Origin of the sequence: Parasaccharibacter sp. TMW2.1890 (genome assembly GCF_023337645.1) — a bacterium.
Taxonomy (GTDB): domain Bacteria; phylum Pseudomonadota; class Alphaproteobacteria; order Acetobacterales; family Acetobacteraceae; genus Bombella; species Bombella apis.
Genome location: NZ_NWUV01000001.1, coordinates 789308 through 808081, shown reverse-complemented (window position 1 = coordinate 808081; position 18774 = coordinate 789308). Strand labels below are relative to the sequence as shown.

At 60.9% G+C, this 18774-nt stretch carries 19 protein-coding genes; 16 read left to right on the top strand and 3 right to left on the bottom strand.

Annotation, left to right across the window (positions count from 1 at the left end; all coding sequences use genetic code 11):
• Window positions 1–27 precede the first annotated feature (27 nt).
• The 6 genes from CPA54_RS03550 to CPA54_RS03525 are packed head-to-tail and all read left to right on the top strand — an operon-like array spanning window position 28 to window position 6049.
• Entirely contained in the window at window positions 28–1314 is a 1287-nt protein-coding gene (locus CPA54_RS03550; RefSeq protein ID WP_043561153.1) for a D-alanyl-D-alanine carboxypeptidase family protein, read from the top strand.
• A complete protein-coding gene (gene tmk, locus CPA54_RS03545; RefSeq protein WP_086431437.1) occupies window positions 1301–1957 on the top strand; it encodes a dTMP kinase in 657 nt (218 codons plus the stop codon). Before CPA54_RS03550 ends, tmk begins: the two co-directional genes overlap by 14 nt.
• Complete coding sequence (locus CPA54_RS03540; RefSeq protein ID WP_181005210.1) at window positions 1954–2889, top strand: DNA polymerase III subunit delta'; 936 nt, start codon at window positions 1954–1956, stop codon at window positions 2887–2889. The genes tmk and CPA54_RS03540 overlap by 4 nt, the downstream gene beginning before the upstream one ends.
• Before the next feature lie 51 nt (window positions 2890–2940).
• Window positions 2941–4482: a methionine--tRNA ligase gene (gene metG, locus CPA54_RS03535; protein WP_043559982.1), complete on the top strand. Its 1542-nt coding sequence runs from the start codon at window positions 2941–2943 to the stop codon at window positions 4480–4482.
• Complete coding sequence (locus CPA54_RS03530) at window positions 4479–5264, top strand: TatD family hydrolase (RefSeq protein ID WP_103765573.1); 786 nt, start codon at window positions 4479–4481, stop codon at window positions 5262–5264. Before metG ends, CPA54_RS03530 begins: the two co-directional genes overlap by 4 nt.
• Window positions 5261–6049, top strand: a complete 789-nt coding sequence (locus tag CPA54_RS03525) for an MBL fold metallo-hydrolase (RefSeq protein ID WP_081563203.1) — start codon at window positions 5261–5263, stop codon at window positions 6047–6049. The genes CPA54_RS03530 and CPA54_RS03525 overlap by 4 nt, the downstream gene beginning before the upstream one ends.
• An 18-nt stretch (window positions 6050–6067) precedes the next feature.
• Here CPA54_RS03525 and CPA54_RS03520 read toward each other — a convergent pair whose 3' ends face one another.
• Both CPA54_RS03520 and argH read right to left on the bottom strand, forming a co-directional pair.
• Window positions 6068–6511 carry a hypothetical protein gene (locus CPA54_RS03520; protein ID WP_043559988.1) on the bottom strand — a complete coding sequence of 148 codons (444 nt, stop codon included), beginning with the start codon at window positions 6509–6511 and terminating at the stop codon, window positions 6068–6070.
• 399 nt (window positions 6512–6910) lie between these two features.
• Entirely contained in the window at window positions 6911–8353 is a 1443-nt protein-coding gene (gene argH / locus CPA54_RS03515) for an argininosuccinate lyase (RefSeq protein ID WP_081563486.1), read from the bottom strand.
• A 10-nt stretch (window positions 8354–8363) separates the two neighbouring features.
• Here argH and CPA54_RS03510 point away from each other — a divergent pair, with 10 nt between their 5' ends.
• From CPA54_RS03510 to CPA54_RS03480, 7 genes are read left to right on the top strand one after another with little or no spacing between them, the layout of a single operon-like run.
• Window positions 8364–8936 carry a TlpA disulfide reductase family protein gene (locus CPA54_RS03510; RefSeq protein ID WP_249085535.1) on the top strand — a complete coding sequence of 191 codons (573 nt, stop codon included), beginning with the start codon at window positions 8364–8366 and terminating at the stop codon, window positions 8934–8936.
• Between the two features lie 11 nt (window positions 8937–8947).
• Window positions 8948–9736: an N-formylglutamate amidohydrolase gene (locus CPA54_RS03505; RefSeq protein WP_043559992.1), complete on the top strand. Its 789-nt coding sequence runs from the start codon at window positions 8948–8950 to the stop codon at window positions 9734–9736.
• Complete coding sequence (locus tag CPA54_RS03500; RefSeq protein ID WP_249085534.1) at window positions 9733–10581, top strand: shikimate dehydrogenase; 849 nt, start codon at window positions 9733–9735, stop codon at window positions 10579–10581. Before CPA54_RS03505 ends, CPA54_RS03500 begins: the two co-directional genes overlap by 4 nt.
• A 24-nt stretch (window positions 10582–10605) precedes the next feature.
• Window positions 10606–11220 (top strand): dephospho-CoA kinase, encoded by a 615-nt coding sequence (coaE, locus tag CPA54_RS03495; RefSeq protein WP_249085533.1) that lies wholly within the window; start codon window positions 10606–10608, stop codon window positions 11218–11220.
• Between the two features lies 1 nt (window position 11221).
• Complete coding sequence (dnaQ, locus tag CPA54_RS03490) at window positions 11222–11917, top strand: DNA polymerase III subunit epsilon (RefSeq protein WP_081563201.1); 696 nt, start codon at window positions 11222–11224, stop codon at window positions 11915–11917.
• Entirely contained in the window at window positions 11914–12819 is a 906-nt protein-coding gene (locus CPA54_RS03485; protein ID WP_249085532.1) for a glycosyltransferase family 9 protein, read from the top strand. Before dnaQ ends, CPA54_RS03485 begins: the two co-directional genes overlap by 4 nt.
• A gap of 51 nt (window positions 12820–12870) precedes the next feature.
• Window positions 12871–14193, top strand: coding sequence for a dihydroorotase (locus tag CPA54_RS03480; RefSeq protein ID WP_081563482.1), 1323 nt, complete (start codon window positions 12871–12873; stop codon window positions 14191–14193).
• Window positions 14194–14238: 45 nt separating this feature from the next.
• Here the strand turns inward: CPA54_RS03480 and CPA54_RS03475 are convergent, their stop codons facing one another.
• Window positions 14239–15162, bottom strand: coding sequence for a glycosyltransferase family 2 protein (locus CPA54_RS03475; RefSeq protein ID WP_248460714.1), 924 nt, complete (start codon window positions 15160–15162; stop codon window positions 14239–14241).
• 120 nt (window positions 15163–15282) lie between these two features.
• Here CPA54_RS03475 and CPA54_RS03470 point away from each other — a divergent pair, with 120 nt between their 5' ends.
• Genes CPA54_RS03470 through der form a run of 3 tightly spaced genes read left to right on the top strand, consistent with a single transcriptional unit; the run spans window position 15283 to window position 18741 of the window.
• Window positions 15283–15975: a tetratricopeptide repeat protein gene (locus CPA54_RS03470; RefSeq protein WP_143539930.1), complete on the top strand. Its 693-nt coding sequence runs from the start codon at window positions 15283–15285 to the stop codon at window positions 15973–15975.
• Window positions 15972–17381 carry a PQQ-binding-like beta-propeller repeat protein gene (locus CPA54_RS03465; protein WP_227449706.1) on the top strand — a complete coding sequence of 470 codons (1410 nt, stop codon included), beginning with the start codon at window positions 15972–15974 and terminating at the stop codon, window positions 17379–17381. The genes CPA54_RS03470 and CPA54_RS03465 overlap by 4 nt, the downstream gene beginning before the upstream one ends.
• Window positions 17374–18741, top strand: coding sequence for a ribosome biogenesis GTPase Der (der, locus tag CPA54_RS03460; RefSeq protein WP_043560004.1), 1368 nt, complete (start codon window positions 17374–17376; stop codon window positions 18739–18741). Before CPA54_RS03465 ends, der begins: the two co-directional genes overlap by 8 nt.
• The last annotated feature ends 33 nt before the right edge of the window (window positions 18742–18774 follow it).

The window sequence follows — 18774 nt, the reverse complement described above, 5'->3', positions numbered from 1 at the left end:
CGCATGGCGGGCATCGCAGGTTTTTTCATGAAGGCCCCGCCGGTATGGCGGGCATGCAGTGCGGGGATTGACGTGCAGACAAGACGTTCTCTCATGGGGGGAGTTGCCGGTTTTACGGCATGTTCCCTGCTGGCATCATCACGGGCCGGGCAGGCCGCCGGGCTGCACAGGCAGGGGCGGGGGCGTCCGGCAGGGCAGGTGAAGGAAGCAGGTCCGGCCACCGATTCGGTCGTGGGGGATGCCGTGACTCCAATGGGCCCCATGCCGACCTCTGCCCGTTGGGCCTATATTCTCGACAGCACGACGGGGACGGTGTTGCTGAGTCGCAATGCGGAAGAGCGGATGCCGCCATCATCCCTTACCAAGATGATGACGGCCTATGTCGTTTTTGCTTTTCTGGCCTCCGGGCGTATCCGGCTGGAGCAGGAATTCCCTGTCAGCTCCAGGGCCTGGAAGATGGAAGGTTCCCGCATGTTTGTCCCGCTTGGCAGTTCTGTCAGCGTGGAGAATCTGATCCGTGGCATGCTCATCCAGTCCGGCAATGATGCCTGTGTCGTGCTGGCGGAGGGGATTGCGGGGTCTGAAGAGCGTTTCGTGGCCTTGATGAACGAGGCAGCCCAGCGCATTGGCTTACGCAACTCTCATTTCATGAACGTGACCGGCCTGCCGGATGCCAGCCATTACATGTGCGCTCAGGATGTGGCCATGCTGGCGCAGCATCTCATTCGTGATTTCCCCCGTTATTACGGGTTCTTCGGGGAGAAGGAATTCACCTTCAACCATATCCGTCAGGGGAACCGCAATGTGCTGGTCGACAAGGGGCTGGCTGATGGTCTGAAGACTGGCCATACCGATGCAGGGGGGTTTGGCCTGTGTGCCAGTTCAGAACGGAACGGCAACCGTGTCATTGTCGTCATCAATGGGACTGCCTCTACCAATGAGCGTGCTCATGAGGGTGAGCGGCTGATGAGCTGGGCATTCTCCAGTTTTGAGACGGTTCAGCTGCTGCACAAGGGGCAGGTTGTGGAGCCGGCCGCTGCCGTGTGGAATGGGGAGCATCGCACGGTTGGTCTGGCTGTTGCGGAGGATGTCAGCCTGACCATCCCTGTCGGCTGGTCCTCGAAAGTGCAGATCAGCGTGGATTATCCGTCCCCCATTCCGGCACCGGTGGCAGCAGGGCAGAAGTCTGGCCATGTTTCCGTTGGCCTGCCAGGTCAGCCCAGGGTCTATTCACCACTTTATACGGTGTCCCCGGTCGGTGAGCTTGGCTTTGCAGGGCGGATCCTGTCACGGTTCGGTCATGCTCCGCAGTAAGACCGGGGGAGTGTTCATTACATTGGAAGGGGGGGAAGGTGCGGGCAAAAGCACGCAGCTGGCCCGCCTTTCCGAGCAGCTGGAAGGCGCAGGTTTCCCGGTTTTCCAGACGAGAGAGCCCGGTGGGACGCCAGCAGCCGAGGCGTTGCGGAACCTGCTCCTTTTTGGGGAGGAGAGTTTCTGCTGGCAGGCGGAGATCATGCTTCATATGGCGGCCCGGGCGGATCACCTCGCCAAGGCAATCCGACCGGCTCTGGCAGAAGGGAAAATCGTCCTCTGTGATCGGTTCCATGATTCCACATGGGCCTATCAAGGGTATGGAATCGGAGAGGGCCGGGCAGAAGTTCTGGAGTATATCCGCTCCTTGCGGCAGGTCGTGGGAGGAGAGCCTGATGTAACGTTATGGCTGGACCTGCCCTGCGAAGTGGCCCGTCAGCGTATTTACCGGCGGGGTGGAAAGCTGGACCGGTACGAGGGACAGCAGATGCAGTTTCATCAGCGTGTGCGGGCTGGTTTTCAGGATATTGCCGAGAAGGATCCTGCCCGCATCCGGCGGGTTGATGCCAGCCAGTCGCTGGAAGAGGTGCAGGCGCACCTATACGCTCTCGTGCGGCAGCATATGGCTGGAGAGGGCGCTGCGTGAGGGGGCCTCCGCCTGAACCACGTCTGGCAGCCCATGTGTATGGGCATCAGGCGGCCATACAGCAGTTTGAAGAGTCTTTTGCGTCTGGCAGGCTGCATCATGCGTGGCTGATTTCTGGCCCGTCCGGTGTAGGCAAGGTGACATTGGCGTTCCATCTGGCCCGCAGGCTGCTGGGGGGCAGCGATCTGGAAAGTCCTGCTGGACGGCGCATCTCTGCGGGGACGCATGGAGATCTGTTGACGATTGCCCGGAAGATGGACCCCCGCAAGGGACAGCTGAAGGGGGAGATCACGGTTGCTGATGTCCAGCCCATCCAGAATTTTCTGCATCACACGGCCACGGAGGGTGGCTGGCGGGTCGTGGTCGTGGACGGGCTGGAAAGTCTGAACCGTTTTGCCGCCAATGCGCTGTTGAAGATTCTTGAGGAACCTCCTCCGAAGACCGCTCTCTTCCTGACGACCTCTTCACCGGGCACATTGCTGCCGACATTGCGGAGCCGTTGCCGTGTGCTGGCCCTGGCCGGGCTGGATGAGGCTGACATGAAGGCCGTTCTGCCTGACGTGCCGGATGATGTCCTGCACCGTGCCCATGGGTCTCCCGGTCGTGCCCTGTTTCTGGCACAGGACCGGGACGGCATCTGTGCCGGGCTGGTGGAGCGGGCATTGGCCGGTGAAGAGCTGGATCATGAAAATTGGGTGATCGTCAGCCAGATCGCTCGTGAAGCAGAGGGTTTTGCGTTAGTGTGCGATCTGCTAGGCGAGGCACTGGCCGGTCAGGCACGGGATGCCGCCTTTGCGGGAGATCTGCCCCGGGCAGCTCTCATGGCGGATCGGGCCGGGCGGTTGGGGCAGATGCGGATGCAGAGTGAGCGCTTCAGCCTTGACAGGGCCGAGGCCATCCGGGAAGTCCTTGCTCTGGCCCGCCAGGGGTAGCAGGCCCGGTTGTGGGTTTTGGTAAAATTTGGACGACAGGACAGATAGATCATGAAGCGGCATTTCACCATCACGACTCCCATTTTCTATGTGAATGGTGCGCCGCATATCGGCCACGCTTATACCTCCATCGCCTGTGATGTGATCGCCCGTTTCCATCGGCTGGATGGCAACGATGTTCTGTTCGTCAGCGGGACGGACGAGCATGGACAGAAGGTGGAGCAGAGCGCAAAGGCGCAGAATGTTCCTCCGCAGGATTTTGCGGACCGCATCTCCCAGAGCTTCCGCCAGATGCAGAAGGACATGGCGGTCCAGACGGATGAGTTCATCCGCACGACAGAAGCCCGACACAAGAAGGCAGCCCAGACCCTTTGGGAGAAGGTTGCCGAAAATGGTCATATCTATCTCGATGCCTATGAAGGCTGGTACTCCACCCGGGATGAGATGTTTGTCGGTGAGGATGAGATCACCCGGCATCCCGACGGCAGCCGGACGGCACCTTCCGGTGCGCCGCTGGAGTGGGTGCGGGAACCATCCTACTTTTTCCGCCTTTCCGATTTTCAGGACAGGCTGCTGAAGCTGTATGAAGAAAATCCCGATTTCATCGGCCCGCATGGTCCGAAACGGGAGGTGGTCAGCTTCGTGAAGCAGGGGCTGCGGGACCTCTCCATCAGTCGGACCAGCTTCCGCTGGGGCGTGGAGGTGCCGGGTGACCCGGACCATGTCATGTATGTCTGGTTCGATGCGCTGGCGAATTATCTGACAGCCGTTGGTTACCCGGACATGAAGGATCCCCGGCATGTTCACTGGCCCGCCGACGTGCATGTGGTGGGCAAGGAGATCATACGCTTCCACTGCATCTACTGGCCGGCCTTCCTTATGGCTGCTGGTCTGCCGCTGCCGAAACGGGTTTTCGCTCATGGCTGGTGGACGGTCGAGGGTGAGAAGATGAGCAAGTCTCTCGGCAACGTGCTGGACCCCAAGGCTCTGGCCGATGAGTTCGGGCTGGACCAGCTGCGCTTCTTCCTGATGCGGGAAGTGCCCTTTGGTGGGGATTCCAATTTCAGCCGCCGTTCCCTCATCACACGGATGAATGTCGAACTGGCCAACGACCTTGGCAATCTTGCCCAGCGGACGCTCAGTCAGGTGGCCCGCAATCTTCAGGGTGTCCTGCCGGAACGTGGTGCCCTGACAGAGGATGATGAGAAGATTCTGGCCCAGGCCACCCTGCTGCCGTCTCTCACACGCACGCATATCGAGCGTCTGGCCATCAGTGATGCGCTGGAAGATATCTGGAAGCTCATCCGGGAGGCCAATGCCTATATCGACCGGCAGGCCCCCTGGGTGCTGAAGAAGGAAAATCCGGCCCGCATGGCGGATGTGCTGCGGGTTCTGGTGGATGTGATCCGTACCGTGGCGACGCTCCTCCAGCCCTATATGCCAGATACGATGGAGAAGATGCTGGACCAGCTGGGTGTGGAGAAGGGCGAGCGTCATATCGCTGCGCTGGAAACACCACTGCCCGGTGGGCGTACCCTGCCCAAGCCACAAGGTCTGTTCCCCCGTTTCGTGGAGGAAGAGAAGGACGCATGAAGGGGCTGATTGACACGCACTGCCATCTGGACCGTCTGGAAGACCTCCCTGCCAGTCTGGATTTTGCCCGGCAGGCTGGTCTGGCGGGAATGGTCACGATCGGGACACGCTGGTCAGAACGGGCCAGGCAGAAGGCCCTGACGGAGCATGACAGTCCGGACCTGCGTATCTGGTGTGCGTTGGGCACACATCCCGATCATGCCCATGAGGAGGTTCTTCCCAGTCTTGATGACATGCTGGCAGAGCTTGAGACTCCGCAGGTAGCGGCCATCGGAGAGTCTGGCCTTGATTATTTTCATGGCACGGAGGAGGTAAAACCAGTCCAGCATGCATCCTTCCGCCGTCATATCGAGGCAGCCCGTGTGACGGGTCTGCCGCTGGTCATCCATACGAGACAGGCGGATGATGACACCATCGCCATTCTGCGGGACGAGCATGAGAAGGGGGCTTTCCCTTTTCTGATCCATTGCTTTGCCTCCGGTCCGAAGCTGGCCGGAGCCGCTCTGGAGCTGGGGGGGTACCTGAGCTTTTCCGGGCTTCTGACCTTCAAGAAGTGTGAAGAAATCCGGGACGTGGCCCGTCATGCGCCGGAGGACCGTATCCTCGTGGAAACAGACAGTCCTTTTCTGGCCCCCGTTCCCAAGCGGGGCAAGCCGAACACGCCGGGCTATGTCGTGCATACGGCGGCTCGTCTGGCCGAAGAACGTGGTCTGACGGGTGAGCGGCTGGTGGAGATTACGCAAGCCAACACACGGCGTCTCTTCACACGGGTAGCCGTATGAAGATCACGATTCTCGGTTGTGGTGGCTCCGCTGGCGTCCCCATGATCGGGGGTGAGGAAGGGGCCGGAACGGGCCTCTGGGGTGCGTGCGATCCGACAGACAGGCGGAATCGCCGTCTGCGTTCATCCATCGTGATCGAGCATGAGGGGTTCCGTCTTCTGGTCGACAGTGGGCCAGACCTGCGGCAGCAGATGCTGGCAAACGGGCTGACCCATATTGATGCCGTGTTCTACACGCACGCTCACAGTGACCATATCGGTGGGCTGGATGAATTGAGGGCTGTCAATCGTGTGATCGGTCGGCCGATCCAGCTTCTGGCCACGGCAGAGGTTCTGGCCGAGCTGCGGCAGCGTTTCGACTATGCTTTCCGGCCGTGGGAGGGAGGCACCTTCTATCGTCCTGCTTTTGACGTGCAGGAAATTCCCACCCATGGCCCGCTGAAGGTCGGCCCGCTGGAAGGCTGCATCTTCCCGCAGAAGCATGGCTGGACGACAAGTCTCGGCCTGCGTCTCGGGTCGTTTGCCTATTGTACGGATGTTGAGAGTTTCCCCACAGAATCACAGGCCGTTCTGCATGACCTGTCCTGTTGGGTCGTCGGGTGCTTCCAGCGGGAGGCACATCCATCTCATGGCTGGTTGGGGCGTGTCATGGAATGGCGGCAGCAGTTCCGGCCCCGGCATACGGTCCTGACCCACATGGGGCCGGACATGGATTACGGCCAGCTCTGCGAAAGCCTGCCCGAAGACGTCCGCCCAGCCCGGGATGGCCTGGTCCTGACCCTCTGACTGGGGGAGACTGCCTGTTCAGGCAGCGTTTAATCTGTCCCGTTCAAGAACCACAGGTTCAAGATGCACGCAGAAGAGCCCCCGTACCCAGCGGGGCATGGGTGGGAGGCCGACCCAGGCAGTTCTGGCCTGGTTGCTCTGTCTGGGAGAACGGGTGAGAGCAGAGGGAACGGGTAGAGACCATTCCTGAGCCCCCATGAACAGGATCACGTCTCTGATGGTCTGATCCAGCAGGGTAGTGGCCGTCATGTCCAGGAAGACATGAGGTGTTTCAGCGGGGAGAAGGAAGTTGAACCATCCCCTGTGGTGGTGTTGGCAGGGTATGACGTTGCCTGTCGGGCCGAGCAGGCGAAGTTCTGTTTTCATGGCAGGAGAAACCCAGAAGGGAGTCGTGTTGCCAGCCCGCATGTACTCATAACGGGCTGGATCCTTCAGAATGATTTCTGTCAGCGTTACCATCATGACCACTCCATCCTGAACAAGGCAGATTGCAGGGTCACTCTAGGAAGGTCATCTTGATAAAGCGTGAAGAAAGGAAAATCTTTTATCTGTTATCAGTCATGCTTATTGGTAAATAGCCAGTTTTTGCGGTCAATGCCCTGTAATCATGAGAAAAGGTGAAAGCAGGAACTCCCACTTTCACCTTTCTTGATAATCTCTCGCATGATTTCTGAAGAATCACGTCATTTCATTCTGGCGGATATATCTGCGGATACGTCACTTTCTCAGACGGGCCGGGAGGCTTGGGAGCCCCCGGTCGGCCGCAGGCGCTCAGTCCCAGCAGGAAAATGCCACCCATGAGGGCCAGAACGGCCCGCGTCATGAAAGAGGAATGAAGCCGATGCATGATCATCTCTCCGTTCAGGCCTGTCCAAGCCGTTCCAGCCACCCCTTGGCCTGTGCCTGCACATTGGCTGGTGCCGTGCCGCCGTGGCTGGTGCGGGAGGCGAGGGAGGAGTCCACGGTCAGGACGTCATAGATGGACCTGTTGATGCCTGATTCCACGGCCTGCATGTCTTCGAGTGAAAGGTCGGCCAGATCGCAGCCTTTCTGCTCGGCCAGACTGACAAGACGCCCTGTGACATGATGGGCCGTGCGGAAGGGCAGACGCAGCTCCCGCACCAGCCAGTCGGCAAGGTCCGTGGCGGTGGAGAAGCCAGCACCTGCCAGCTCCCGCATCCGTTCCTTGTTTGGTTTGAGGTCCCGGATCATCCCTTCCATGGCGGCCAAGGACAGGGTGATGGCCGTCGTGGCGTCAAAGACGGGTTCCTTGTCTTCCTGCGTGTCCTTCGCATAGGCCAGTGGCAGACCTTTCATGACCGTCAGCAGCCCGATCAGATCGCCGGTGATGCGGCCCACCTTGGCACGGACCAGCTCGGCAGCATCCGGGTTGCGCTTCTGTGGCATGATGGAGGAGCCGGTGGTGAAGGCGTCGGACAGATGGACGAAATTGAAGGCCGCAGAGGCCCACTGCACGATCTCTTCCGAAAGGCGGGAAAGATGCATGGCCTCCATGGAGAGGACAGACAGATATTCCAGCGCAAAGTCGCGGTCGGACACGGCGTCCAGTGAGTTTGACGTCGGGCGGTCGAAACCGAGGGCCTGCGCCGTCATGTCCCGGTCGATGGGGAAGGACGTGCCTGCCAGGGCGGCAGACCCCAGCGGGCATTCATTCATCCGGCGGCGGGCATCACGCAGGCGGGAGGCATCACGGGCCAGCATTTCCACATAAGCCAGCAGATGATGACCGAAGGTGACGGGCTGGGCGACCTGAAGATGGGTGAAACCCGGCATGGGGGTGTCATGATATTCCAGTGCACGGCGGGCGAGGGTGCGCATCAGGGCTTCCGTCTGTTCCACGATGCCGTCGATGGAATCCCGGACCCAGAGGCGGAAGTCCGTGGCAATCTGGTCATTGCGGGAACGGGCGGTGTGCAGCCGCTTTCCGGCTTCCCCGATCCGCTCGGACAGGCGGGACTCGATATTCATGTGAATATCTTCCAGTGCCGGGGAGAAAGCGAAGCGGCCTTCTTCGATTTCCGTGGCAATATCGGCCAGACCCTGCTGGATTTCGGCTTCTTCCTGTTCTGTCAGCAGGCCAACCTTGCGGAGCATGGCAGCATGGGCGAGGGAGCCACGGATATCCTGCCGCCAGAGAATTCTGTCGAACCCGATGGAGGCGTTGATCTCCTCCATGATGGCTGCCGGACCGCTGGCGAAACGGCCACCCCACTGGGGATTGGCGGCGTCCGTGCTGGCGGGTCTGTTTGCAGGGGAGGCGTTGCTGGTATTATTGTGCGTCATGAGGACCGATATGATCAGAAACTGGAAAAAGATTCGTACAGGCGCCGTTCTGGCGGGCTGGCTGAGTGTAGCGGCTGCGGGCCTGTGGCACAATTGTGTGCGGGCTGAAGCGTTGCAGAGTTTGCAGGAGCTGGAGCCGGAACCGGCCCTGTCAGCCCCGGTCACGCTGGCCATTGCGGGGCTGGGCGGCACGAAGGCAAGCCTGCCCATGAAGGCGGGGAAGCCGTACATGCTGCATCTCTGGGCCACATGGTGCACACCCTGTCGGGAAGAGCTGCCCCAGCTGGCCGCTTTTCTGGACAGAAATCCCGATCTGCCCGTGATCCCCGTTGCTCTGGACAGTGGTTCACCGGAGCATGTTCAGGCAGCCCTGCCCCGTCTTCATGCCGAGGGCCTGCCCGTCTGGACGGCGGAGCGTCAGGCTGTGGATCCGTTCCTGAAGAGTCTTCGGGAACCCGGACTGCCCATGACGCTGCTGATTGATGCCCAGGGGCAGGTGCGGGCCATTTCTGATGGTGGCGTGGAGTGGAAGGACGCCGCTGCGGCCAGCACGGTCCGCTCCCTTCTTCATCAGGTTGAGTGAGGCTGGGCGTGATGAACAGGCAGACTGAGGCCATGCCCCTTCTGGGGGAGAGTGAGGCCCGCCCTTATCATGTCCATGCAGCGGTGACGGACAGTCCTTTTGTCATGATCAGCGACCATGCGGGCCGTGCCGTGCCAGAAAGGCTGGGTGATCTTGGCCTGCCCGTGGATGAATGGGACAGGCACATCGCCTATGATATTGGCATCCGGGAAGTGGGGAGGCACCTCCAGCAGGCTCTCGGCTGCCTGCTTGTGGAGCAGGTCTATTCCCGTCTCGTGATCGACTGCAACCGGGCCGCCGGGCATCCGACTTCTATTCCCCCCGTCAGTGACGGTGCGCCCGTGCCGGGGAATCAGGGCCTGTCAGCCGTGGAGAGACGGCAGCGGGAAGAGGCCATTCTCCATGCCTATCACGATGAGATAGAACGCCATCTGTCCCGGCGGAAGCCGGAAACGACGCTGTTCGTGTCCCTGCACAGTTTCACTCCTGCCATGCAGGATGGGCGGAGACGCCCGTGGGACATCGGGCTGCTGCACGATCATGACCCCCACTCAGCCCGCCTGATGCGGACATTGCTGGAGGAGGAAGGCGGCCTCCATGTGGGGGACAACCAGCCTTATGTGCTGAACAGCCAGAATGAATACAGCGTGCCCTATCACGCCGGACGGCGGAATCTGCCAGCCCTTGAGATTGAGATAAGGCAGGACCTCATCAGTGATGAAGTGGGGCAGAAGCTCTGGGCGGAGCGTCTGGCCCGTCTGCTGCCCCGCTTCTGGGAAAGACGGAAGGAGATGGCGTGACGATTGATGGCAGGACCAGACTGGCTGGCGTGATAGGCTGGCCGGTCGATCATTCCCGGTCTCCCATGTTGCATAACCACTGGTGTCGGGTGCATCAGGTCAACGGGGCCTATGTGCCGCTGCCGGTCAAGCCGGGGCAGCTGGAAACGGCCCTGAAGGGGCTGGCGGCAGCGGGGTTCCGTGGGGTGAATGTCACGATTCCACACAAGGAGGAGGCTTTCCGCCTCTGTGACGAACTGACAGAAACGGCCCGCCGGGCCGGGGCAGCCAATACGCTGCGTTTTGTGGAGGGGCGGGTCATTGGCGACTGCACCGATGGCACCGGCTTCTGCGACAATCTTCTGGCTCATGGCGTGAGGCTGGAAGGGCGTGCTCTCATCCTCGGGGCGGGGGGAGCCGCCCGGGCCGTAGCGGCAGCGTTGCAGGATCGTGGCTGTGAGGTCTTCATTTCCAACCGTACAGCTTCCCGGGCCGAGGCTCTGGTGCAGGCCCTGGGGGCTGGAACCGTGCTGGACTGGACAGACTGGCCCAGCAGGCTGGGAGAGATGAATCTGCTCGTCAATGCGACATCGCTGGGCATGGGAGGACGTGATGACACGGCATGGTCCAGCCTGCTGCAGAAGGGGCAGGAGGGGCTGAGTGTGACGGACATCGTCTATACGCCTCGGCAGACACCTCTGCTGAAGGCAGCGCAGGAGCGTGGCTTCCGCACCGTGGACGGGCTGGGCATGCTGATCTGTCAGGCACGGGCCGGGTTTCAGGAGTGGTTCGGTGTACTGCCGGAAGCCGATGAAGCCAGTTTTGACATTCTGGCGCAGGACCTCGCCGGGCATGGCCTTTCCTGACATGGTGATGGTCGGGGCCTGTTCGTGAAGGTTCTGGGGCTGACGGGAGGCATGGCCGCCGGGAAGAGTACGGTGGCATCTCTCTTTCGCAGGGCGGGTGTGCCTGTTTTTGATGCCGATGCCTGCGTCCGTCATCTTCAGGCCCCTCATGGGCGGGCGGTTCCTGCCTTGCAGAAGGCGTTTCCCGGCATCGTGCATGATGGCGTGCTGGACAGGGCAGTCCTGCGTCGCCTCATAGCGGCTGATCCAATCGTCCTGCCCCGGCTGGAAGCCATTATCCATCCGATGGTCCGGCAGGAGAGACAGGCTTTTCTGAGGCGTTGCCGGTCCCGTCAGGTGCCGTTCTGTGTTCTGGACATTCCCCTTCTGTGGGAAACGGGGGCGGATCGGGACTGTACGCTCGTCATGGTGGTGTCGGCCCCGCTGTCTGTCCGTCTGTCCCGCATCCGGCGGCGTTACAGGAGGGGTGGGCAGATGAGCGAGGCGGATGCGAAAGCCCTGCTGGCCCGGCAGATGCCGGACAGGGAGCGGCGACGCCGGGCCGATATCGTGATAAGGACGGGCCTCTCCCGTGCCTGTGCGGCCCGTCAGGTCCGTGCCATTCTGGCCTCCCTGTGGCAGATGCGTGAAAGACGATGACATGACCCGTTCCATTCTTTTTGATACCGAGACGACAGGGCTGGACCCGGATACCGGGGACAGGGTGATCGAAATTGCCGCCCTGGAGCTGGTGAATGACCTGCGGACGGGGAATTATTTCCATGTGCTGGTGAATCCCGAACGGGACATTCCCCCCGAGGCCACGAAGGTGCATGGTTTCACGCTGGCGGACCTGGAAGGGAAACCTCTTTTCGCTGACATTGCTGATGAGTTCCTGGAGTTCATCGGTGACGGAAAGATGATCGCCCATAATGCACCGTTCGACTTCAAGTTCATCAATGCGGAGCTGAAGCGGGCCGGACGTCCCGTGCTGGATTATGACAGTCGGGCCATTGATACCGTCATCATGGCCCGGAAGAAATTCCCCGGGATGCCTGCCAATCTGGACGCCCTCTGCCGCCGTTTCGGGATCGACCTCTCCGAGCGTGGCACCCACAATGCCCTGCTGGACTGCCGCCTGCTGGCCGACGTGTATGTGGAGCTGATCGGGGGGCGGCAGCGTGGCCTTGGTCTGGGCAGTGACCGGCAGCAGGCTGCCGGCCCGGGTGGGGCGGGAAAGCGCAGGGCCGTGACGGGTCGCAAGGCCCGCCCCATGCCACCACCGGATGAGGCCACTCTGGCCCGTCATGCCGAATTTCTCGCAACCCTGTCAGACCCGATCTGGTTGCAGGAGTGAAACGCATCCTCTTCATCACGGCGCATCGTCTTGGTGATGCCGTGATTGCCATGGGGGCGCTGGCCGGGATGATGGAGCGTCATCCTCAGGCCCGATTCACCATCGCCTGCGGTCCGGCCGTGCAGGACCTGTTCCGGTACATGCCCCGTTGCGAGCGGATCATCGTGGTGGAGAAGAAGCCTCATAACAGGCACTGGCTGGCCCTGTGGTGGCAGGTTGTGCGCCATCGCTGGGAAGTGGTGGTGGATCTCCGTTCATCGCCTCTGGCCTATGGAGTATGGAGCCGTTCCCGTCATGTCGTCAGGGGGGGCAGGCGGACAGGGCTGAAGCTGGAGCAGCAGACCCGGGCGCTGGGCTTCAGGCAGCCCTTCCGTCCGCATGTCTGGCTGGGACCGGAGGAGCAGGACATGGCCGCCCGCCTCCTGCCCGGTGATATCCGCTGGCTGGCTCTGGCTCCGACAGCAGGAACGGAGACGAAACTCTGGCCTGCCTCATCTTTTGCGGCTCTTGCAGACCGGCTGGGGGCAGAGGGGATGCGTCCTGTCCTGTTCTACGGTCCGGGAGAGCGGGAGGCGAGGCTGGCCGCTCCGGCCCGGGCTGCCATGCCGGAGGCTCTGGACCTTGGCGGGAGATATTCACTGGCGCAGGTTGCAGCCCTGCTGGTCCGCTGCTGCCTGTTTGTCGGGAGTGATTCAGGGCTGATGCACCTGTCAGCAGCTCTGGACGTGCCAACGCTGGGCCTGTTCGGTCCCAGCCGTGCCGCAGAATATGCGCCTTCTGGCCGCTGGACGGCTGTGGTTGAGGCTCCCGGCCCGCCCGGTGCCGGAAACATGGAGGGCCTGAAGGCTGAAGATGTCTGTCAGGCCGCCCTCTCCCTTTATGAATGGTCCGGAGAGGGGTAAGAACCGGTCATCACTGTGATGAAACGATGACAGATTTTTCAGGGAGACATCATGCATTTTGATCTCATAATCCGTAATGGACGGTGCGTATTTCCATGGGGTGAGGCACAGGCCGACATCGGCATCCGTGATCAGCGGATCGCTTCCCTGTCCGTTTCCGCCAGTGATGAGGCTGACCGTGTCATTGATGCCACGGGTCTGCATGTCCTGCCCGGGCTGATCGACTCTCACGTGCATCTGCGTGATCCCGGCAAGCCGGAGGCTGAAACGCTGGAGACAGGTACCCGGGCGGCGGCTCTGGGTGGCATCACGGCTGTGTTTGACATGCCGAACACCAACCCGACCATCACGGACAGGAAGATGCTGGACTGGAAGCGTCAGCATATCGTGGAGACGGCGAATATTGACGTCGCCATGTATATTGGTGCGACCCGGGAGAACACGCCCCTTCTGGCCGAGTTCGAGCAGGAAGAGGGTGTCTGTGGCGTCAAGGTTTTTGCGGGGTCTTCGACCGGCGATCTCATGATCGAGGATGATGAGGGGATCGAGGCGGTCCTGCGCTCCGGCCATCGCCGTGTGTCCTTCCACTCGGAGGATGAATACCGCCTGCGGGAGCGGCGGAAGCTCTTCGAGCCGGGGCAGCCCTACCACTGTCATGCCGAGTGGCGGGATGCGGAATGTGCCATTCGGGGTACGCAGCGTATCCTGGCCCTGTCCCGCAAGACGGGGCGGCCCATCCATATCCTGCATGTTTCAACGGAAGAAGAGTTCATTCTTCTGGGCGAAAACCGCCGTCATGCCACGGTGGAGGTTCTGGTCAATCATCTGACCAACGAAGGGCCGGGCTGTTATGAGCGTCTGGGTGGCAAGGCCGTGATGAACCCTCCGCTGCGGAATGAGCGGCGTCATTTTGAGGCAGGCTGGGCCGCCCTGCGGGATGGACGGGTGGATGTGGTGTCTTCCGACCATGCGCCGCACCCCAAAGAGGCCAAGGAACTGCCGTGGCTGGAATGTCCGTCCGGCCTGACGGGCGTGCAGACGATCGTTCCGCTGATGCTGGATCACGTCAATGCAGGGCGTCTGAGCCTGACCCGGCTCGTGGACGTTATGGCCGCTGGTCCGGCCCGGGTCTATGGGCTGCCGAACAAGGGCCGTCTGGCCGTCGGGTTCGATGGTGACATCACCCTTGTGGACATGAAGAAGCAGCGGACCATCACCAATGACTGGATCGCCTCTCCCGCAGGCTGGACACCTTATGACGGAAAGACCGTCACGGGCTGGCCCGTGGGGACCATCGTCCGGGGGCAGGTCGTGATGCAGGATGATGAGATCGTCACCAGCAATGTGGGGCGTCCCATCAGCTTCCAGCCCTGAGGGGAGAAAAGAGGGGCTCTTCCGGCAGGAGGGGCCCCTTTCCGGTTAGTGGAGGCTGCGTCCTTCGGGAAAGCCATACATCAGATAATGGGCCAGTGGTCCTGATTCATAGCCTGCCACATCAGGGTGACGGGCCAGATAGGCGTGGCTGTTCCAGACATGAAGCCTGCCAGACCGGGAACGGATCAGGGGCAGGCCCTCACGAAAATAGATGTGAACCTCATCCCGGTAGAGAGTCTCATACTCGTCATGGGAGCGGAGAAGCATGTGGCAGAGATGACTGCCCGGGCAGTGTGGTCTGGAGAGGTGAGCAAGAATCTTCTGCCGGTCAAATACATCGTCAGGGCTCTCCATTTCGGGCATCAGTTTCGCCCGGGAGAGGTCGATCATTTCCTGATAGGGCCGGTTGTGGCTGTGGAGATAGACAAAACGTGTCATTTTCACATCCGTGGTGTTGGCCAGAGCAGGGGCATGGTGTCCATTGTCGATGGTGGCGTCGTGGTAGGCGGGCACGAAGCCTTTGTGAAAGTGACGGTTGGGGGCGTACCAGCCTTCATGTCCGTCCCCAGGCAGGTTGAACAGGCTCAGCTCGATGCGGAAGGGGCAGCCCCAAGGCTTCAGGCGTGCAAACTCGGCCAGAATGTCTGCCTTTCCTAGAGAAAGCCCGGTCTCCGTAAAAACGCAGAGCAGTTCATCGCAATCTACCGGCAGGGCGAAATCATACTCTGCATCCTGATTCAGGGAGCGTATGACGTTCGTGAAATGCCCGCCCTTGTTCTGGAAATCAAACGCCGTATCCAGATCCCGCCGGACATGGGCGCCGCATCGTTCGGCTTCATCCAGCAGGGCCAGAGTGGTGACCTCTTCCGATCCGTTATCAAAGATGAGAAGATTTTCCATGCCGAAGAGGCAGGCATAATGGGTCAGCCAGCGGGCAAGGCGGGGCCCCTCATCCTTCTGCATCATCATGACCTTGACGATGGGGGGGCGGGCTGGAGCGGTAATTTTTGTCGGGGAGGATGTTTGCCGCTGGTCCGTCATGCTATAGGAGTGTCAGAATTATCATGATTGGTCCAGCAAGGATATGGCGTGTCAGACGATTTGATTAAGGAAGTGGAAGAAGAGCAGCGTCTCCTGCGGCTCAGATCCATGGCCCTCCGTGTGGGCGGCGTGCTGGTGGTTCTTCTGGTGCTGGCTGGTGTTGCCGGTGGTGTATGGGGATGGCAGCAGCACCGGCTCCATACGGCTCAGGCCGTGGCGTCGGACCGCTATTTCGAGGCCATGAAGCTTCTTGGTGATCTGAATGCTCTGCCGTCTGCTGAAAGTGATGCACGACAGAAGGCCGAAGGCATTTTCTCGGATCTGGCCCAGTCCGCCCCGCAGGGTGTACGCAGCTATGCCGCCATGTATCTGGCCGAGCTGAAAGAGCAGGATCATGACCGTTCCACAGCGTTGAAGCTGTGGCAGCAGGTGGTGGATGATCGAGCTTCCGAAAGGTCTCTGGCGTTGATGGCGCAGTATCGCCTCCTGAATGCCCGGATGGGTATCGCTCCCAGGGATGAGCTGAGGCGTGGTTATCAGGCGCTCGTTCAGACAGGGGGAAGCTGGGTCCCTCTGGCGAAGGAAGGGTTGGCCGTGCTGGACCTGAGGGACGATGCCAAACCGGAGGAACGGGCAGAGGCACGCCGCCTGCTGCTGGAGGTTCAGACATCAGCGGACAGCACGGATGATTTACGGCGTCGGGCCGGACTATTGTTGCAGACTTTGGGAGAGGCTGGATGAACCGCCATTTTTCTTCACTGCCGGGGATGGGGGGCGTAAAGGCTTCCCGTCGTTCTCTTCTCAAGGGCGCCTGTTCATTTGCTGCCATGACGGGGCTGGCGGGTTGTGGTGCCTTCTCGGACGATCCGAAGAAAACGGTTCTGCCGGGCAGACGGATTGACGTGCTGTCAACCGGGGCAGGTCTGGCCGTGGACACGCATGATACAGCCCCCATCACCCTGCCTGCCGTACAGCCCGTCACTGCATGGATGCAGGAAGGGCGGACAGCGTCGCATGAAGCGGTCAATGCAGTCTGGAATGGTACGCGACAGCTATGGAGTGAGTCGGTTGGCTCCGGTGTCAATCGGGTTGGCTGGCTTTCCATGGTGGCGTTTGTCCCCAATCGCAAAGGGGCCTTGCAGTCCCCGCCCGTGATTGGCGATGGTCGCATGTTCACGGTGGATGCCCAGGGCGTCATCCGGGCCTGGAGCTGGCCGGAGCGCAGGCAGCTCTGGCACCTCCAGCCAGCCCGCAAGACCCGTTCCACCAATATTGGCGGTGGCCTCGCCCTGGTGGGGAATACGCTTTATGTCGTTGATGGCGTGGCGCAGGCCCTGGCGCTGGATGCTGCCACGGGTCGACAGAAATGGGCCGTGGATATCGGGACGCCGGGGCGCTCCGCCCCGACTGTTGTCGGTGGTCTGATGGTTTTCACGACCATTGATGCCCGCCTGTACGCTCTGGATGCGGCAACGGGCCAGCAGCGCTGGACCTATCAGGCGACCGATGTCAGCACGACCCTCTTCGGGGCTGGGGCTCCGGCCATTGTCAATGACATTGTGGTGGCTGGTTTCGGCAGTGGTGATCTGGTGGCCCTGCGTGCAGCTTCTGGCGAGGTTGTCTGGAGTGACAGCCTTGGCGGAGGCAACGGGCTGGGCGCCATGTTGGATTTCGCCTGCGTGCGTGGGGGGCCTGTCGTTGTTGGCGGGACAGCCTATGCCATATCTTTGTCTCGTGTACTTGTGGCCATCGACATGCGCTCGGGGCGTCGTCTGTGGGAGCGGGAGGTCAGTGGTCAGTCGCCGCTCTGTGTTTGTGGCGAATGGCTGTATCTCATCTCCCTGGACCAGCAGCTGGCCTGCTTGGACCGTGTGACGGGACAGGTACGGTGGGTCAAACAGTTGCCCCGTTTCAAAAAACCGGAGCATGAGAAGGGTCCCATCCAGTGGATGGGACCGATCATGCTGAACAACAGGCTTGTCTGTCTTTCCAGCATGAACCGTGGTGGCATGGTGATCGTGAATGCCAGGACGGGCCAGGAAGAAGGAAAGATAGAAACACCGTCATCCTGCCAGGTACAGCCGATTGTCTGTGATGGACAGCTGCTCGTTCTGAGCGAAGATGGTGTTCTGCGCGCTTATGGTTGATCCCGCTGGGACAGGCAGGCTGCCTGTCGTCGTTATCGCAGGGCGCCCCAATGTGGGGAAGTCCACCATCTTCAACCGGCTTGTCGGGAGGCGTCAGGCGATCGTGTCGGACGAGCCCGGTGTGACACGGGATCGCAAGGACGGCGTGGCCATGCTGCGTGGTCGCCGTGTGCGGCTCGTGGATACGGCAGGGCTGGAGGAAGCAGCTCCCGAGACGTTGTTTGGCCGTATGCGGGCTTCGTCCGAGCAGGGGATCGCACAGGCTGATCTGGTTGTTTTCTGCGTGGATGCACGGTCTGGCATTACACCTGCTGATGCACATTTTGCCAACTGGTTGCGGCGGCAGAACCGGCCTGTCCTCCTCGTTGCCAACAAGGCCGAAGGCCGGGCCGGTGCAGAAGCAGCCATGGAGGCCTTCTCTCTTGGGCTGGGAACCCCGCTTGCCATGTCTGCTGAACATGGTGAGGGACTGGCCGACCTGATGAGCGAGATCGTCAGCCTTCTGCCGGATGAGGAGACACTCGCCGAGCAGGATGGAGAGAAACCGCTGCGCCTTGCCATCATTGGCCGTCCGAATGCTGGAAAATCAACGCTTCTGAACAGCCTTCTGGGCGAGGAGAGGATGATCACGGGGCCGGAAGCTGGCCTGACACGTGATGCTGTCAGTGTCATGCTCGAGGACGAGGCCGGGCCGATCGAAATCGTTGACACGGCTGGAATGCGGAAGCGTGCCCGTGTTCAGGAAGGGCTGGAGCGTGTCTCTGTTTCCGCCTCTATTGAGGCCATGAAAATGGCTGAAGTGGTTGTGCTGGTTCTGGATGCAGATCGTGGTGTTGATGAGCAGGACCTCCAGATTGCCCGTCTGATTGAGCGGGAGGGGAGAGCCTGTGTTCTTGCTCTCAACAAGTGGGATGCCGTCAAGGAGCGTCAGGCAACACGCAAGGCGATTTCTGATCGTATCGAAATTTCACTGGCGCAGATGCGTGGGATCGAGGTTGTGACATTCTCGGCTCTGACAGGCGAGGGGCTGCACCGCCTTCTGCCGGCCGTCCGAAGGGCCAGCGAGGTCTGGAACGCCCGTGTGGGCACGAGCGATCTTAACCGCTGGTTTGAGGAGGCGGTGGAACGTCATCAGCCGCCGCTGGTGGATGGGCGCCGACTGAAGTTACGCTACATGACACAGGCCAAAAGCCGCCCGCCAACCTTTGTGCTGTTTGGCACAAGGGCGGAGCAGCTGCCGGACAGTTACAAAAGATACCTCATAAATGGGTTGCGGGAGACCTTCCATCTTCCCGGCACACCGATCCGGCTTCTGCTGCGGGGGAGCCGTAATCCATTCGTGAAGCAGGATGAGCGATAATTTATTGAATTTGGAGCAATAACGTCCATAATC